The 17266-nt window shown below is 63.6% G+C and carries 16 protein-coding genes; 8 read left to right on the forward strand and 8 right to left on the reverse strand.

Annotated features, from left to right (window positions below; translation table 11 throughout):
- Window positions 1-52 precede the first annotated feature (52 nt).
- Window positions 53-1306, forward strand: a complete 1254-nt coding sequence (locus H276_RS0111210; RefSeq protein WP_019971402.1) for a S9 family peptidase — start codon at window positions 53-55, stop codon at window positions 1304-1306.
- Window positions 1307-1365: 59 nt separating this feature from the next.
- Here H276_RS0111210 and H276_RS0111215 read toward each other — a convergent pair whose 3' ends face one another.
- Complete coding sequence (locus H276_RS0111215; protein WP_019971403.1) at window positions 1366-1974, reverse strand: TetR/AcrR family transcriptional regulator; 609 nt, start codon at window positions 1972-1974, stop codon at window positions 1366-1368.
- A 71-nt stretch (window positions 1975-2045) separates the two neighbouring features.
- Here H276_RS0111215 and H276_RS0111220 point away from each other — a divergent pair, with 71 nt between their 5' ends.
- Window positions 2046-3164 (forward strand): FAD-dependent monooxygenase, encoded by a 1119-nt coding sequence (locus tag H276_RS0111220; protein ID WP_019971404.1) that lies wholly within the window; start codon window positions 2046-2048, stop codon window positions 3162-3164.
- Window positions 3165-3194: 30 nt separating this feature from the next.
- On the opposite strand, the gene H276_RS0111225 is transcribed toward H276_RS0111220, so the two are convergent.
- Entirely contained in the window at window positions 3195-3596 is a 402-nt protein-coding gene (locus tag H276_RS0111225) for a heme-binding protein (protein WP_026356858.1), read from the reverse strand.
- Window positions 3597-4071: 475 nt separating this feature from the next.
- Here H276_RS0111225 and H276_RS0111230 point away from each other — a divergent pair, with 475 nt between their 5' ends.
- Window positions 4072-5061, forward strand: coding sequence for a helix-turn-helix transcriptional regulator (locus H276_RS0111230; RefSeq protein WP_019971406.1), 990 nt, complete (start codon window positions 4072-4074; stop codon window positions 5059-5061).
- Here H276_RS0111230 and H276_RS0111235 read toward each other — a convergent pair.
- Entirely contained in the window at window positions 5047-5706 is a 660-nt protein-coding gene (locus H276_RS0111235) for a UdgX family uracil-DNA binding protein (RefSeq protein ID WP_019971407.1), read from the reverse strand. The two genes, H276_RS0111230 and H276_RS0111235, sit on opposite strands and share 15 nt — an antisense overlap.
- Before the next feature lie 4 nt (window positions 5707-5710).
- Complete coding sequence (locus H276_RS0111240) at window positions 5711-6832, reverse strand: AI-2E family transporter (protein ID WP_019971408.1); 1122 nt, start codon at window positions 6830-6832, stop codon at window positions 5711-5713.
- A gap of 107 nt (window positions 6833-6939) precedes the next feature.
- On the opposite strand from H276_RS0111240, the gene H276_RS0111245 reads away from it, so the two are divergent.
- Window positions 6940-7263 (forward strand): hypothetical protein, encoded by a 324-nt coding sequence (locus tag H276_RS0111245; RefSeq protein WP_019971409.1) that lies wholly within the window; start codon window positions 6940-6942, stop codon window positions 7261-7263.
- 43 nt (window positions 7264-7306) lie between these two features.
- On the opposite strand, the gene H276_RS0111250 is transcribed toward H276_RS0111245, so the two are convergent.
- Window positions 7307-9667, reverse strand: a complete 2361-nt coding sequence (locus H276_RS0111250; RefSeq protein ID WP_019971410.1) for a glycoside hydrolase family 65 protein — start codon at window positions 9665-9667, stop codon at window positions 7307-7309.
- Window positions 9667-10449: a beta-phosphoglucomutase family hydrolase gene (locus tag H276_RS0111255; RefSeq protein WP_019971411.1), complete on the reverse strand. Its 783-nt coding sequence runs from the start codon at window positions 10447-10449 to the stop codon at window positions 9667-9669. Before H276_RS0111255 ends, H276_RS0111250 begins: the two co-directional genes overlap by 1 nt.
- A gap of 229 nt (window positions 10450-10678) precedes the next feature.
- Here H276_RS0111255 and H276_RS22865 point away from each other — a divergent pair, with 229 nt between their 5' ends.
- Complete coding sequence (locus H276_RS22865) at window positions 10679-10972, forward strand: hypothetical protein (protein ID WP_019971412.1); 294 nt, start codon at window positions 10679-10681, stop codon at window positions 10970-10972.
- Window positions 10973-10978: 6 nt separating this feature from the next.
- Here the strand turns inward: H276_RS22865 and H276_RS0111265 are convergent, their stop codons facing one another.
- Together H276_RS0111265 and H276_RS0111270 are read right to left on the reverse strand one after the other, a co-directional pair.
- The gene (locus H276_RS0111265; protein ID WP_026356860.1) at window positions 10979-11494 is read right to left on the reverse strand and encodes a DUF6328 family protein; all 516 of its coding nucleotides are present in this window, start codon (window positions 11492-11494) and stop codon (window positions 10979-10981) included.
- A 158-nt stretch (window positions 11495-11652) separates the two neighbouring features.
- The gene (locus tag H276_RS0111270; protein ID WP_019971414.1) at window positions 11653-13437 is read right to left on the reverse strand and encodes a thiamine pyrophosphate-requiring protein; all 1785 of its coding nucleotides are present in this window, start codon (window positions 13435-13437) and stop codon (window positions 11653-11655) included.
- Window positions 13438-13526: 89 nt separating this feature from the next.
- Between H276_RS0111270 and H276_RS0111275 the strand changes: the two genes are divergently transcribed.
- The 3 genes from H276_RS0111275 to H276_RS0111285 all read left to right on the forward strand — a co-directional run bounded on the left by H276_RS0111275 (window position 13527) and on the right by H276_RS0111285 (window position 17118).
- On the forward strand, window positions 13527-13751 hold the full coding sequence (locus tag H276_RS0111275) for a hypothetical protein (RefSeq protein ID WP_019971415.1): 225 nt from the start codon (window positions 13527-13529) through the stop codon (window positions 13749-13751).
- 129 nt (window positions 13752-13880) lie between these two features.
- Window positions 13881-14915: an alpha/beta hydrolase gene (locus H276_RS22870; protein ID WP_196807890.1), complete on the forward strand. Its 1035-nt coding sequence runs from the start codon at window positions 13881-13883 to the stop codon at window positions 14913-14915.
- 94 nt (window positions 14916-15009) lie between these two features.
- A complete protein-coding gene (locus H276_RS0111285) occupies window positions 15010-17118 on the forward strand; it encodes a catalase (RefSeq protein ID WP_019971417.1) in 2109 nt (702 codons plus the stop codon).
- Window positions 17119-17266 lie beyond the last annotated feature (148 nt).

Raw genomic sequence — 17266 nt, forward strand, 5'->3', positions numbered from 1 at the left:
AAGGTAAGGCACGGAATAGCTTCGGACTGATGTCGATGAGAGGGGTGTTCGGATGGGCGCGCAGTCAGATGAACTGAAATTGAGCAAACGATTGACGCACAAGGTCTTCTTCGACGGCGAAGACATGGACTTCATGTTCCAGTACTTCCTGTCCAACCATGCCGAGCATGGCGCGGCCCTGGGCGAACTCTTCAACGTCGCACGCCGCATCGACCCAAAGAGTGATGTGAGTTGGAAGACGGAGTTCGTCAAGGAGGCCGAAAAAAGTGAAGCGCTTGCCGGGCAGTGTCTCGAGAGCGGCCACCGGATCAGCGCGAGTGATGCTTTCTTGCGAGCCTATACGTACTATCGGGCGGCGTTCTGTGCTGTAGCACCTGGCGAAGAGGACCATGACCGCATTTATTACAAATCAGCGTCCTGCTTTCGGAGCGGGCTAGACGCAAGATCGGAACTCGTACCCCATGACTGGGTCACCGTTGATTACAACGGGTACAGATTTCCCGGCTGTCTACTCAAGGCTGATACGACCAATGAGCCGAAGCCAACGATATACTTCCACAACGGTGGAGAGTCGCACAAAGAAGATGCCTATTTCATGTGCGGGAAGGCGGCGATCGACCGAGGTTACAACTTCCTCATTCTTGATGGGCCATGGGATCCGCCCGTGCGGTTCTACGAGCCGGAAGCAACGTACAAGGTTTTTGGAGAAACAGAGCTTGCCGGGTGCTGGCGAGCGGCCACCGACATGCTGCTCGCCCGTCCTGACGTTGACTCCGGCGGGCTTGTCCTGGCCGGGGCCAGTTACGGTGGGGCGAAGACGATGTACCACGCGACCGTAGATGACCGGTTTGCCGCAATCGTCCCGAACTCACCCCTCTACTCGATTCCGGAGCTATTCAAGAAAGAAAACGAGGAACTTCCGGTCTATTGGGGAGTGACCCCTGAAGAATCGAGAAGCTTTGTGGCGACGCTCCCCTTGTTCGCCAGAGTGACGTTGGAGCGAGTCGTTTGGTTTCACGGTTTTGATAGCTTGGTGGACTGGATTCCCAACGCTGGATTTCTCGATGTGGACTGCTCGAGAATAACGGCACCGTTCCTCTGCATGTACGCGGAAAGCGAAGCGCCAGAGGTGAAGCGACAGGCGGAGTATGCGTTTGAAAACGTCGCCAGCAAGGTGAAGAGCCAAGCCATTGGAACGCTCGCCGATGGGGCGGATTTGCACTGCCAGGTCAATAACCTCGCCAAAGCTCAACAGATGATGTTCGACTGGCTCGACGAGGTCTTCGACCACAAGATCTCCAACTGAACCCCCTCAGCTCCAATCTCGTTGAGACGATTGATCATTCGTAGGCATCTGCCGCTGGTCTACGCGCCATCCGCGCCGAGCCGGACGAGAGGTAGGAACACGGTGTCCACGATCTCTTCGATGGCCTGATCGGTCAGGGGTGCTAACGTGACCAACACGTCGTGGCGAAGCAGGTCGGTAGGTAGTTGTGCGACTCGACCCTTGATCTGGTCGGGCCCGATCTCCCCTCGGGCGACAGCCCGGGCGATGAGTTTGTTCATGGTGGCGCCACCCTGAACCTCGAGAGCGTCACGTAATTCGGCGATGCGGGTGCCGGTGTCCCGGTAGAAATCACCGAGCCGGGAGACGACGGTGACGGCGAGATGGCCGCGTTGGCTGTTGGACTGCTGCAGCAGATTGATGACGTCGCCGCGCAAGCTACCGGTATCGGGCAGGATGAGTGGATCCTTGATGGTCGCAGCGATCAACGCCGCATGGACTAGTTCGGGCTTCCCGGGCCAGCGCCGGTACAGCACCGCGCGACTGGTGCGGGCCCGCGCGGCGACGCCATCGATGGTGAAGTCGTCGTAGCCATGTTCATTCAGTTCGTCCCAGGCCGCGGCCAGAAGCGCGTTCTCTAGCGCGAGACCGCGGCGACGCTGCGGAGCGACATCGGGGATAAGAGGCATTGCGTTTCCTAAAGTTAACCGCTACCGTTCGTTGGATACACGACGGATCTTATCTCCGTGGAGGCTTACGGATGCGCATTCTCATCTCCGGTGCCGGTGTCGCGGGCCTCAGTGCCGCGATCAACCTCGGTACCGACGGCCATGACGTCACCATCGTCGAGCGCGCGGACCACTTGGGAGGTAGTGCGCCGCCGATCGACATTCGGGGGCACTCGATCGACGTGGCCGACAAGATGGGCCTGCTCGGACAGATCCACGAACGCAAGATCGATATGACCGAGCGGGTGCAATTCGTCGACGGGGCCGGCACGGTGGTGGCGGAACTGCCGCTGGACGAGATCAATGACAGCCCCGATGACATCGAGATCGCCCGCGACGACCTCACCAACATCCTGCGCAACCGGCTGGGGTCGTCGGCAGAATTGCGGTTCTGCGAATCCGTCGCCGACCTCGACGATAGCGGGTCGGGTGTCGACGTGCGGTTCTCCTCGGGCGCGGTCGAACGCTACAACCTCGTCGTCGGGGCGGACGGAATGCACTCGGCGGTACGGCGACTCACGTTCGGTCCCGAACGACAGTTCCTGCACCACCTCGGCTTCTACACCGGGATGGCCGCGTTACCCGGCTACCACCCGACCGACCGGGTGAACCCGATGTACAACTTCCCGGGCCACATAGTCGGCATCATGTCCTATAACACAAAAGCGCTGGCGTTCTTCATGTTCCGCTCACCGTGGATCGACTACGACTACCACGACCTCGCCGCGAAGAAGCGAATCCTGGCCGAAGCCTTCACGGGTCACCATGAGTGGCGAGTACCTGAATTGGTCGACGCCGCCAGACAAGACCCGCAGGTCTACTTCGACTCTGAGAGTCAGATCCAGATGCCCAGTTGGCACAACGGTCGCGTCGTCCTCGTTGGCGATGCCGCACACTGCGCCTCAACCCTGTCGGGACGTGGAACCAGCCTGGCCCTCAGCGGCGCCTGGTTCCTCGCACAGGCCCTGCGCGCACATCCCAGCAACCTCGGCGACGCGTGGGAACAGTACGAACGCGACCAGCGGCCGGAAGTGCTCCGCTGCCAGGCGACGGCGGCGCCGGGTGGCGAGCTCCTCGCCCCTGCCACCCAGGACGAGATAGATACGCGCAATCGGGAGTTGATCGCGCACAGTAAGAATCAGCGCCCTTAGTGGTCTCGATCGAGACCACTAAGCCGTGACTCAGCCGGCCATAAACTGCTCGTAGGCCGACGCCAGGTCCGGCGGCAACACCGTGACGTTGCACTGGCGTTGCGCGTCGCCGATCGGCGCCAGGATATTGCGCAGGTCGTAGTACTCCCCCGGGTTTGCGGTGAAGTAACCCCTCAGGTCAGCTGCGGCCTGGTCCCGGGGCTTCCCGTACGCAGCGGTCACCGCGTTGTCGGCCCCGGGGTGTGCGGCAAGGTACTGGTGGGCCGCGCCCGTCACCGAACTGACCGTGCCCGCCAGAGTTTGGGCGCTGCACTGATCAGGGGTCGCGGAAGCGACGGGGATTGCGATCGTGGCCGCACAAACCCCGCCGAACAAAAAGCCCGCACCGACACCGGCGAAACCTCGGCGTGCGGTTCTGCTACTCAATTTCATGATCATTTCTTTCTTCGACTGCGAATTGTCGTCTTTTTCCCAACCCCGAAAACCACGGTAGCGCAGCGCGAAAGTGCCGCCGTAGTAACCGGTTTGCGATGCGCACCCCGCAGCGCCGGGTTGCCAGTTCGCGATGAGCGAACAATCGGGCAGCGTTACACCGATCGACCGTGACATTGATCGCAATGGGCGCCGAATTCGGCAAAAATCCCAATCGAATCACAGAAATACCACCCTATTCTTAATCAATCGTGACCTTGAGCGCACGGGAAAAACCGGTCCGGGAACCGTTGGGTCGGCGGACCGGCAGGCGGTCGTTCGTTATTCGGATACCGGTTTTCGTTTGACGAACCGTTCACGCGGCGATCGAGCCGGCTCGCCGTGACCAGGAGCTTCGTGAGCGTCGGTACGCTGGAGAACCGAGGTCGGCTCAGAACGATGCCGTTGGTCGTTATGTGTTGTCCAGGGGTGAGTGATGTCTGCAGTTCTGCTTGACACCAACGACATCGATGCCGCCGAAGCCACCCTGAGCGCCGTCTTCGCCAAGCTCCGGATTCGAGTGCCGCACCCGGAGACCCCCACACCGATGCGTCTGGAACGCTCGTCGGCGGGCGCCATCGGCGTCGACACTGCCGAGTACGGCTGTAGCTTCGGATACCAGATGGATCCACCCGCGCAGATACTGGTGTGCCACGTGATCAGCGGCGGCGTCGAACAACGATCGCCGCATTCAGGAGGCGAGCGGTACCGGCCCGGCGAAGTCACCGCGTTCATACCCCGCGCGGCACCACGATTCGACGGACGAGTCCTGTGCGGCCGCTATCACCATCTCGTCGTAGACCCAGGCATCCTGACCAGTGTCGCGGGTATCGGGAATCCGGTCCGCCTCACCGGAACCGACCCGATCTCGGCTGCTGCCAACCACCAATTGGCCGCCCTCGTCGATTACGTGGGCCGCAGCGGCGCCAATGGGCACCTGCAGGGCAGTCCTTTGCTGGCCCGAATGCTGGAGCACCACGTTGCGGCCGTACTGCTGGCGACCCTGCCGCACGATGCGGTCCTCGAACCGACTTCGCAGGACCGGCGCGACAGCAGCCCGGTCCTGCTGCGGCGCGCCATCGCCTTCATCGAGGACAACGCCCACGCCGATATTTCGCTGGCCGATATCGCCGCCGCGGTCTACGTGACGCCCAGGGCACTGCAATACATGTTTCGCAGGCATCGCGATTGCACGCCCATGGCGTACCTGCGGCGCGTCCGCCTGCACCACGCTCACCTCGAGCTGCTCACGGGCGCCGAGGCGACATCGGTCGGTGAAACCGCCCGCCGCTGGGGCTTCGCGCACGCAGGCCGGTTCGCCGCGTATCACCGCGAGCACTACGGGTGCTCGCCACAGGAACTCCTCAGGGATTACCGAGCCGACGCCGCCGAACCGCGATTGGCTACGCGCTCACCCGAGCAGTGACATGGCCAACCGCAAGTCAGTCACCAACCCGTCGTAGGCGTCGGCGCGCGCGTCGCGTGGCGCACGCAAGACCGCTGAGGGATGGATGCTCACCACCACATCCGGGTCCAGGTGGTCGGCGGTCACCGCCGAGGCGGGCATCCGCAATACTTCGCCGCGGTGGGCGGACAGGCGAAAGTCGTTTCCCATCAGTGACTTTGCCGCCGTTGCGCCGAGCAACACCAGGACATCGGGCTGCACGACACCCAGTTCGGCGAACAACCACGGCCGACACGCGACAACCTCGGTGCGGCTGGGGGTCTTGTGAATGCGACGCTTCTGGCCGGCCGCCCGAGTGAACTTGAAGTGTTTGACGGCGTTGGTCAGGTAGACCTGGTCCCTGACAACCTCTGCGGCGAGCAGGGCGTCGTCGAGAAGTCGCCCGGCCGGGCCGACAAACGGCTGCCCGTCGCGGTCCTCACGGTCACCAGGCTGCTCGCCGACCAGCATCATGGTCGCCGTGGCAGGTCCGGCGCCGAAGACCGCCTGCGTGGCGTCACGAAACAGGGTGCACCCGCGACACCCCTGCACGGCATCTGCGAGCCCGGCGAGCGTGATGGTCTCGGGGATGTAGGGTTCTGCACCCTCAACGTGGCGGGCAGTCATCGATTCACTCCCCCACTTGGCGGTGCACAGGGCGGCTATCCACAGCGCCGTCGGGAGGGGGTGTCCGTTCGCTCATCAGCACCCGCACAGCGCTGTTCAGAAACGCGATGGTCGGCACGGCGATCAGCGCTCCCACCACGCCGGCCAAAACCCCGCCGGCGGCGATACCGAGAACGACCGCCAGTGGATGGATGGACACCGCCCGGCCCATCACCAAGGGCTGCAATACGTGCGCCTCGATCTGCATGACGGCCACGATGACCCCGAGCGTGATGAGCGCATACAGCAGTCCTTTGGCCAGTAGTGCCACGATGATGGCCAGAAAGCCGGATACCAGCGCCCCGATCAACGGGACGAACGCGCCGAGGAACACCACCGACGCCAACGGCAACGCCAACGGAACGCCCATGATCGCGAGTGCGGTGCCGATGCCGGCCGCATCGACGAAAGCGACCAGCGAGGTTGCCCGGATGTAGCCGATCAACGAATGGAATCCGGCATTGCCCGCCTTGCGAATCCGCTCGCGCACACCCAACGGCACGATCAGGGTGCTGAATCGCCAGATGTTGCGGCCGTCGAGAAGGAAGAAGATCACGGTGAAAAGCCCCAGGAGTGCGCCGGTGACGATCTCCGACAGCGTCCCCGCGGTGGACAGTGCTCCTGTGGTCAATTGCTCCTGATGGTTGCGCAGGGACTGAATGGCTGTGTCCCCGATGTGGTTGATCTGATCGCGGCTCAGGTGCGCGGGCCCCGTGATCAGCCAGTCACGGGTCGAGTCGATACTGTGCGTGACTTGTTCGACCAGGCCTGGGACGCCGTCGATGAATTGGGTGATGACGAAGGCCAGTATTCCGCTCAGTACAGCCACTCCCGTCACCATGACGAGCGCGACAGCCGCTCCCCGTGGTGCGCCGACACGGTCTAGCAGGTCGACCACGGGCAGCAGCAACGCCGTGACCAGAAGCGCAAGTAGCACCGGCACGACCACCACGCCGAGATGGCGCAGCATCTCCAGCAGGGTCGCGATGGCCACGGCGATCACGAGCAGCCGCCAAGCCCACGCCGCGGCTTGGCGCACAACAGGCGTCACCGCCGCGCCATCCGAGCGCAACTCCCACGACGCCATGATGGTGGGATTGCCGCGAGCGCATCTCGCGAAACCGTTACACGCAAAGCCGGGCAGAGCCGGGGCAATTCGGTTTGGCCGAGCACCGTGGCGGGCAGTCTCCGGTGATGGCACGCGAAGATGAAAACATGCTCGACCAGCAGGAAAGCCTGGACTCCGACGAAGTCCGCAACGACGACGGAGACCAGACGGTGGATCCGCCCGAACAGTGGATCGAACCGAAAGAAAGCGGATCGCTGGACGAACGGCTGTCCGAAGAGAACCCGGAAGTGACACCCGAGGACGTACCGGCTGACACCGGAGACGACTCGACCGTCCGCGGTTCCGAATCCGAGCCGGACCCGCTCACACTCAACGAGCAGGCCCGCACGAAAGGCCAGATCGACGGAACTCCCGAGGACGGTGACTCGTTCTACGACGTCGTCGAATAATGGCGCAGGGCCTGGCCATCTGCTGTGCCCGGCGGGCCGAGGGTCAATCTGGCGGACTCTCCCAACGGCAAGGTTTGCGCCCCGGAGGTTGGTGCGGGCGTGGTAGCAACGGAGTTCGTTTCCGCAGCGGGACAGAGATCGGCGACGCCGTTGTCAGCTCGAGATCACGATCGCCGTGGCGTAACCGCAGGCATCCGCGGGACCCGTCACGCAAGGTGTACGTCGCGGCCTCATGCGTGATGTCCACGGTGACCCGGTAGTCGTGCCACCGCAACCGGAACTTCAAACGCGTGATGTCTTCGGGCAGTTGCGGATCCAGCGCGAGAATTCCCTCGCTGTCGCGCAGTCCGCCGAAACCCGCGAGCAGAGCGATCCACGCACCGGCGAGCGACGCCACGTGCAGCCCGTCCCGCGTGTTGTGTTCCAGATCGCGCAGGTCCATGAGCGCCGCTTCGGCGACATAGTCGTGGGCCAGTTCCAGATGCCCGACCTCGGCGCACAGCACCGCCTGGGTACATGCCGACAACGACGAGTCACGAGTGGTCCGCGGCTCGTAGTAATCGACGTTGCGGGCCTTCTGCTCGTCGGTGAAGCGGTGTCCCAACCAGTGCATGGCCAACACCAGGTCGGCTTGTTTGATCACCTGCGACGGGTAGAGCCGCACATAGGGCTGACTGAGCAACAGCGGGTAGGTGGTGTCCTCGGTGAACCGCCATTCGCGCAGCCTCGTGAATCCTTCGCACTGTTGATGGACACCCAGTTCTTTGTCGTAGGGCACATGCACGGTGTTCGCGGCCTCTCGCCAGGCCGCCATCTCATCGTCGGTGACTTCCAGCCCTGCGGCGAGATCGGGCTGCCGCTCGCAGGCGGCCGCGGCGATGCGTAGGTTTTCGGCCGCCATGAGGTTGGTGAACAGGTTGTCGCGCGCCACTGCGGTGTATTCGTCGGGACCGGTGACCCCGTCGATGTGCCACACGCCGTGGCGATCGTAGTGTCCCAGCGAGCACCAGAGCCGCGCCGTCTCGACCAGAACCGGCAGCCCGCATTCCGACTCGAGCGTCCCGTCACCGGTCACGATGCGGTACCGCTCGAAAGCCAGTGCTATGTCAGCGTTTATATGCCATGCCGCGGTACCGGCCGGCCAGTATGCCGAGCATTCCTGGCCACCGATGGTGCGCCACGGAAACGTGGCGCCGTTCAACTCCAGTTCTGCGGCCCGTTCCCGCGCGAGATCGAGGGTCGAGGCCCGCCACCGCAGCGCATCGGCGGCCGCCGACGGCCAGGTGTAGGTCAGCACCGGCAAAACGTAGCCCTCGGTGTCCCAGAACGCGTGGCCGTCATAGCCGGGACCGGTCAAGCCTTTCGAGGGAATCGCTCGCCGCTCGGCCCGGGCACCGGCCTGCAACACGTGAAAAAGACCGAACCGCACGGCTTGCTGACAACGCGCATCCCCTTCGACTTCCACGTCCGCGTTGTCCCAGAACTCGTCGAGGTACTCCCGCTGCGAATCGAGTAGGCCCTGCCATCCGGTGTAGCGGGCACCGGCCATCGCGCCGGCAACCTGATCACGCAGAGCCGGCCGCGACCGCAGGCTGGACCAGCCGTAGGCGAGCAATTTGACGATGCGCAGGCGTTGACCCGGCCGCAATCCACAGATCACCGTCGTACGAGCCAGATCTGCACTCGTCTCGGTCGAGACCTCGACCCTGCCTGGCACATCGACCAGGTGATCCATCGCGGCGGCCATGGTCAGTTCGCTCGATCGGGTGCGGTGCATCAAGAGCGCCTGCTGACCGTGTCCCTCATGCGCCACCGACGTCAAGGGATGGCTCAGAACCGCCGCCGCACGCGGATCCGGTGAGGTGCTGGGCTGGTCCTCGTTCGCGACAAGTTCGGATTGCACTGTGATCCGGGCGAATTCACCTACCGGCTGGATGACGAACTCGATCGCTGCCACGCTGCGGTGGCACAGGGACACCAGCCTGGTCCACTGCATCAGCACCTGCTTGCCTGCCGGCGAACACCAGCGGGCTCGCCGCGTCAACGTGCCTGCCCGGAAATCCAGTGTCCGTTCGTGCTCGATCAGTTCGCCGTAGCGGACATCGAACGGTTCATCGTCGACCAGCAGCCGCAACACCTTTCCGTTGGTCACGTTGATCAGGGACTGGCCTTCTTCCGGATAGCCGTAGCCGGCCTCCGCATAGGGCAACGGCCGCAACTCGAAGAACGAATTCAGATAGGTGCCGGGCAGGCCGTGCGGCTCGCCCTCGTCCAGATTCCCCCGGAACCCGATGTGTCCATTGGACAACGCGAATACCGATTCGGTCTGGGCGATGAGGTTCAACTGGAGCTCGGTCTCGCGCACCCGCCAGGGCTCGACCGGAAAAGCATCATCGTTGATCATCACACCACCAGCAGTTCGGCAAGGTCGCCGACCACGATGTCGGCGCCGTTGTTCCGCAACGCTTCGGCCGATCCGGTCCGGTCGACGCCGACCACGCAACCGAAATGCCCGGCCCGACCGGCCTGGACGCCGGCGACCGCGTCCTCGAAGACCGCCGCCTGAGCCGGCATGACGTCGAGCAGGCGCGCGGCATACAGATACGAGTCCGGCGCCGGTTTTCCCTTGAGATGGTGTTCGCTCACCGTGATGCCGTCGACCCGGCAGGCGACGAACTTGTCGAGGCCCGTGATGCCGAGTACGTCGCGGGTATTCATGCTCGACGACACGACGGCGACCGCGAGATCGGCGCGGCTTACGGCCTCAAGATAGCGGCGGGAGCCCTCGAACGCCGTGACACCGTCGCGATGCAACAACTGCTGGAACAGTTCGTTTTTCCGGATGGCCAAGCCGTGCACGGTGTCGGCGCGGGCGTCGTCTCCGGGATCCCCCTCGGGGAGGTCGAAATGTCGGCTGGACAGAAAATCGCGCACGCCGTCTTCCCGGGTGCGGCCGTCGACGTAGCGACGGTAATCGTCATCGCTGAACCCGCGTCCGTCGCCACGCCCGCGCAGGTATTCGTCGAACATCGACTTCCACGCTCGCTCATGCACGCTCGCGGTGTCGGTGAGGACACCGTCCAGGTCGAACAGGCAGGCCCGCACATGAGTGGGCAGGCCCAGCGCTTTGGCCTTGGGTGCCAAGCCGGCCCCCGGGGCGCGTTCATCGGTGTGGTCTTCAGCCATACCTGCCGATTACCCGTTCGTCGGTCACGTCACCGCATGAACTCCCAAGCGATGTGAGAACTGACACGCGGGTCAGGAAGCTGGCTCCCATCACCTCCAGATCGGCCCGTCCCGACCGTTCCTGATCGCCGACGACGCACAAGCCGCAGCGCTGACGCTGGCTGCCGCGGGATTCGCCATTGAACACCCGCCCGAGGATTGGTTGTTCAAGGCGCGAACGGGGGACGTTGTGGTCGATGTGCTGTTCCGGGTCAACGGTTTACCGGTCGAGCCGGCAACCGTGCAGAGTGCCGAAGCCCGCGACGTACTCGCGATCACCATGCCGGTGCTGCCGCCTACCATTGTCATCGTCCAGAAACTGCGCTCGCTCCAAGAACATCGGTGCGACTTCACGTCCCTGCTGCTTGTGGTGCGCGCCACGCGAGAGGTGTTGGACTGGGAACGTGTTCACAAAGAGACCGCCGACAACGACTACGCCGCCGCGTTTCTGCTGCTGGCCGAACGGCTCGGGCTGACTGTGTGACGGCCGCTATGGCGCCGGCGGCTGTAGTTCGCCCGTCCGCATGAACAACGGTATTGCCAGCCAGAACAGCGCGAACATGGACAATGCGATGGCACCCGCGATCAACGCCGCGGCGGTGCCGGCGACCGCATCGAACACGATGACCGTTACGCCCACGAGTGCCACCCCGAGCAGGATCAGTCCGGAGTAGGCACACCGGTGCGCCGCGGCCACCAGCACCGCCAGCCGGTGGCGGCGGAACAAGAGCCGGTGCATCCCGACCGGTGCGATCAGCAGCACGGTGGCAGCAACCGACGCACCGACGGTGGCGAGATAGACCAGTCGCATCTCGGCGGTGAGAATATTGAACCGTTGCTGGAACGGCAACGTCAGCAGGAACCCCGTCAGCAGTTGCACACCGGTTTGGGTGACCCGCAGCTCCTGCAGCAGGCTGGACCAATTACGGTCCAGCCGTTCGGTTTCGGTCTCCTGACGCTGCCGGGTATCCCAGTGCTGATCCCGTTCCGGATGGTCGATGTCCATGATCTCACCGCTAGTTGGCCGCGCATCCGCGGTCACATCTGCCGCAGGCGGACACCCGCCGCCCCGCCGACGGCGATCGCCACTGTCGGCGGCCATGAGCACCTGCTGTCGACGTCGTCCCGTAGGGCTGTCGGTGTATTGCTGGTCATATTGCGCCCCTAGTGTGGGATCAGCTCCTGTGCTTTGGTTTTCGCTCCCTGATACATCAGGTGCCAGCCATTGGGATCGCCCTTGAGCACCGCGGAGACCATGTCCTTGATCTGCTCGTAGGTGGCGTGCGGCGGGATCGGGGGCACCTCGGGATCGCAGTGGACATCGAGGACGGTCGGACCGGCACCGGACAACGCCTCGTCCCACGCCGTGCCCATCGAATCCCCGTCTGTCACCACGATTCCGTTCAAGCCCATCGTGCATGCGATGTCGGCGTACGACACATCGGGAAGCGCTTGCGAATCGACGAATTTCGGGGCTCCGCCCATGGCTCGCAGTTCCCAGGTGACCTGGTTCAGATCGTTGTTGTGGAAGACGCAGACCACCAGGCGCTGATCGGACCATTGGGAGTGGTAGCGCGAGATGGTGAGAAGTTCGGCCATGCCGTTCATTTGCATGGCGCCATCCCCGACCAGAGCGATCACCGGGCGGTCCGGATGTGCGAACTTCGCTCCGATCGCATACGGCACACCGGGTCCCATCGTCGCCAGGGTCCCGGACAACGAGCCTCGCATACCCTCACGGAACTTGAGGCAGCGGGCATACCAGTTGGTCGACGAACCCGAGTCAGCGGTCACGATGGCGCGCTCCGGCAGCCGCTGCGACAGTTCCCACGCCACGCGCATGGGATTGACCGGTTTGGCCGACAGCAGGCTTTGCCGCTCCAGCGTTTCCCACCATCGGGCCACACCGCGTTCGATGTCCTCGCGCCACGAGCGGTCCTTCTTGGGTTCCACGAGCGGAAGCAGTTCGGTGAGTGCACTTTCGGCGTCGGCGACGATGTTGACTTCCGTCGGGTAGCGCATGCCGATAGCACTTCCGTCGATGTCGATCTGGATCGCGCGGGCCTGCCCGAAATCGGGAAGGAACTGGCTGTACGGGAAGTTCGAGCCCACGATGAGCAGCGTGTCGCAATCGCGCATCATCTCGTAACTGGGACGCGTACCGAGCAATCCGATGGATCCGGTGACGTAGGGCAGGTCGTCAGGGAGCACGTCCTTACCCAGAAGCGCTTTGGCCACTCCGGCACCCGTGCGCTCGGCCAGTTCACGCACCTGGGCGGCGGCCGAACGGGCTCCCTGCCCGATCAGAGTCGCAACCCGCGTACCGGCATTGAGTATCTCTGCCGCGCACCGGATTTGGTCGCTCTGCGGATCCACGACAGGCCGGACGTACGCGGCGTCGCTCGAGGGGACCTGCTTGAACTCATGGCCGGGAGCCGAGTAGGGCTGCTCCTGCAGGTCCGAAGGGATCACCAAGGCCGTGGGCGCCCGCCGGGCGAGGGCCGTGCGGATGGCACGGTCGAGTGCGTTGGGTAATTGGCTGGCGACGTTGACCTCCACCAGGTAGTCGCTGGCGACATCCTTGTACAGACTCTGCAGATCTACCTCTTGCTGATAGCTGCCACCCATGGCGCTGCGTGCGGTTTGACCGACGATGGCCACGACGGGAACTCGGTCCAGCTTGGCGTCGTAAAGCCCGTTGAGTAGATGAATGGCGCCGGGCCCGGAGGTTGCCATACACACGCCGACGTCGCCGGAGAACTTGGCGTATCCGACTGCCTGGAAAGCCGCCATCTCCTCGTGCCGGGCCTGGACGAACTGTGGTGCGTCCTTCGCTCGCCCGAAAGCCGCCACGATGCCGTTGATCCCGTCGCCCGGGTAGGCGAACACATGGCGAATCCGCCACTGCCTCAATCGCTCGATCAAAAAGTCACCGACAGTCGTCGTCATGCCGCCTCCCTCAGGTCTTCGGCTCTGTTTCGGCGAGTACCCGCATGCCGCGGGGAGTAACCGCCGGAAACGCTGGGTAATCCACCCGTATGACGGCTGACTGCGCGGTTGAGACGATCCTTCCCGGCGACGTCGCAGAGGGCGATGTCATAAGAGATCCGGCGGCAGACCGCTGGTTTACCGTGAACGAGATTCAGGTGGCCTCCGGCGAGGGCAGTGGGGTGTTCAGCTTCTATGACAAAGACCCGGACGACGTCATCACCTTTTCGGGCGACGAAGCGGTGACCCGCAGGAAAGGATCACCACGAGTTTGATGGCGCCGTCGCGACCGTGACCGTTGTAGTGGTCAAAGCGAAACCAGAACGGGCCAAACATGATTCGATCAATAGCCGTTTCGGTCCCGCCACCTGGGGTATCCCTGTCAGGGACAGGAGTTGATCGCCATGAGAACAGCCCGACGCGATGCCGGCGCCTGCGCCCGTAGCCCGGTCGTGGGCAAGCGGCATCACCATCATCACCGGAGCCCACAATCTTTGGCGCTGGAGGCCGGGTGCCGAGTCATCGTCAAGAACGCCGTTCGGATGTGGGCACTGCAACCGAAGATGCGCTGGCCGTTCGACACGATCGATCGCCTCGCAGAGTTCGCGCCGCTGCCGGCGGCGGTGTCCGTCGAGCTGATCGATCTGCCCTCGTGTCCCGCCGAGTTGATCTGCGCGGCAGGCATATCAGCGCGCCGTGCGGTGCTGTATCTGCACGGTGGTGCGTTCCTGACCTGTGGGCTCAACACCCACCGGCCCCTGGTGACACGGCTGTCGCGCGCCGCGGACGCCGAAGTTCTCAACATCGGATATCGCATGCTGCCCAACTACGGTCCGTCGGCAGCGGTCGCCGATGCTCTGGACGGGCTCCGATGGCTCGTGCGCCGTGGCTATCAGGACCGCGACATCGTACTGGCAGGCGACTCCGCCGGTGGTTATCTTGCGCTTGTCACCACGCTGGAACTGCTGCGGCGTGGTCACACCCCAGCAGGCGTGGCCGCGATTTCGCCGCTGACCGATCTGAACCCGGAAAGCAAACTAAACCAACCCAATTCGGGTCGGTGCTCGATGTTCACCGCGCGCGCCATGTCGGTATTCGCCCGCCACCTCGCGACGCAGCGCCGCAGCGCATTCAACCGGCACATCATCTCTCCCGTCGATGCGAAGCTGACGGACATGCCACCGGTTTCGATCCATGTGAGCACCGACGAGTTGCTGCTGTCCGATGCCGAGCTGATGTACCAGCGCATGAACGATGCCGGAGCAACCTGCGATCTACACCTGTGGGACGGGCAGATCCACGACTTCCCGCTGGCGGCTGACATCCTCCCAGAGGGACGCCGGGCCATCCGCTATGTCGGTGAGTTCATCAAGCAGGTCACCCCGGCCTCAGACGAGGACGCCGTCGCCCGCGACTACGCCAGAGCAGCCTCTCTCTGACGGGCTCAGGCTTTGACCCGAGACATCTGCGGTGTTTGCGTGTGAGGACCTCGGGTACCCACCGGCCAAGCGTCCCCGCAATGAGAGGAATACGGTGAACAACACCCCGAACCCGAAGCAGCGGCAGCTCGACAATGCGCGCGTAGACAATGCCAAGGCGTACTTGACGACCCAACAAGGCGTGCGCGTCGACCATACCGACGACGCGCTCACCGCCGGTGAGCGCGGCCCGACTCTCCTGGAGGACTTCCACGCCAGGGAGAAGGTGACCCACTTCGATCACGAGCGGATTCCCGAGCGTGTCGTCCACGCCAGAGGTGCAGGCGCCTATGGCTATTTCGAGCCCTACGACGACGGTCTGGCAGAGTTCACCGCGGCAAAGTTCTTGACCACCCCCGGCCTTCGGACCCCCGTCTTCGTCCGGTTCTCCACGGTCGCCGGCTCCCGCGGCTCAGCGGACACCGTCCGAGATGTGCGTGGCTTCGCCACGAAGTTCTATACCGGACAAGGTAACTACGACCTTGTCGGTAACAACTTCCCGGTCTTCTTCATCCAGGACGGTATCAAGTTCCCCGACTTCGTCCACGCCGTCAAACCCGAGCCGCACAACGAGATTCCCCAGGCAGCGTCGGCACACAACACCCTGTGGGACTTCGTCTCGCTGCAACCGGAGACCCTGCACGCCATCATGTGGCTGATGTCCGACCGCGCGCTGCCCCGAAGCTACCGCATGATGCAAGGGTTCGGCGTACACACGTTCCGGCTCGTAAATGCATCGGGCCAAGGTATTTTCGTCAAATTCCATTGGAAGCCACTACTCGGGGTGCATTCGCTCATCTGGGAGGAGTGCCAGCAGATCGCCGGGAAGGATCCCGACTTCAACCGCCGCGACCTCTGGGAGGCAATCGAAGCCGGCCATTATCCGGAGTGGGAGTTCGGGGTACAGCTGATCCCCGAGGCCGACGAGTTCGAGTTCCCATTCGATCTGCTCGACGCGACCAAGGTCGTCCCCGAGGAACGTGTCCCGGTGCTCCCGGTGGGACGGATGGTGCTCGACCGCAACCCGGACAACTTCTTCGCCGAAACCGAGCAGGTGGCGTTCCACACCGCCAACGTCGTGCCGGGCATCGATTTCACGAACGATCCGTTGCTGCAGTTCCGCAACTTCTCCTACCTCGACACCCAGCTCATTCGGTTGGGCGGACCCAACTTCGCCCAGCTGCCCATCAACCGCCCCGTCGCCGACGTTCGCAACAACCAGCGCGACGGCTATGGTCAGCAAACGATTCCGCAAGGTCCGTCGAGCTACTACAAGAACACCCTCGGCGGTGGCTGCCCCGCCATCGCCGATGACGACGTCTTCCGCCACTACACCGAACGCGTTGACGGACACAAGATTCGCCAACGCGCGGAGAGCTTCAAAGACTATTACAGCCAGCCGCGGATGTTCTGGGACAGCATGTCCCAGGTGGAAGCCGAGCATATTGTTGCCGCGTTCGCCTTCGAGCTCGGAAAAGTCGGACCCACCACCGGCATTCGCCCGCGTGTCATCGAACAGCTCAACATGATCGACCACGATCTCGCAGAACGGGTCGCCGCAAAGCTTGGGCTGACGGCGCCCACGGCAGTTCCCATCGAGGACCGGCAGCCGCCCTCCCCTGCCCTATCTCAGCTCACGGCCGCCCCCCACACGATCGACACACGACGCATCGCCGTCCTGGTGGCCAGCGGAGTCGATGCGCGCGGGACCGAGCGGGCGATGGCGGCACTGCAGCGGCTGGGCGCCACAGTGGACATGATCAGCACAATGGCCGGTGGCACCGTGCGCGGTGATACCGGCGACGAACTCACGGTGGATCTCGGCATCAATACCACCTCTTCAGCGCTCTACGACGCAGTGCTGGTTCCTGGCGGAGCCGAATCGGCCGGGCAGCTCACACAAGACGGATCGATGGTTCATTTCGTGAGCGAGGCATACAAGCACCTGAAGCCCGTTGCTGCATTCGGCGCAGGCATCGATGTGCTGCAGGCCGCCGGAGTGAGAACTCGGCCGATGAATGGCTCCGTCGCCGGCGCAGATACCGGCGTGGTCACCTCCGACAGCGGCGCCGACGACCTCGACGACGCGTTCATCGGAGCTTTCGTCGGAGCTGTCGAACGACACCGGGTATGGGACCGGGTGACCGACATGATTCCCGCCTGACGATCCGTCGCAAGTCTTCCGATCGACACCGCGGCAGCTGCCCAGCTATGAGAGATCCCTTAAGACGATTGTCCCCACCGCCCAAGCGACGTAGAGTCATATCTAGGTTGAGTTCACAGCCGCACACGCGCGTCGGCGTGCAGGGCTA

The sequence above is a fragment of the Mycobacterium sp. 141 genome, from assembly GCF_000382405.1.
Lineage (GTDB): Bacteria > Actinomycetota > Actinomycetes > Mycobacteriales > Mycobacteriaceae > Mycobacterium.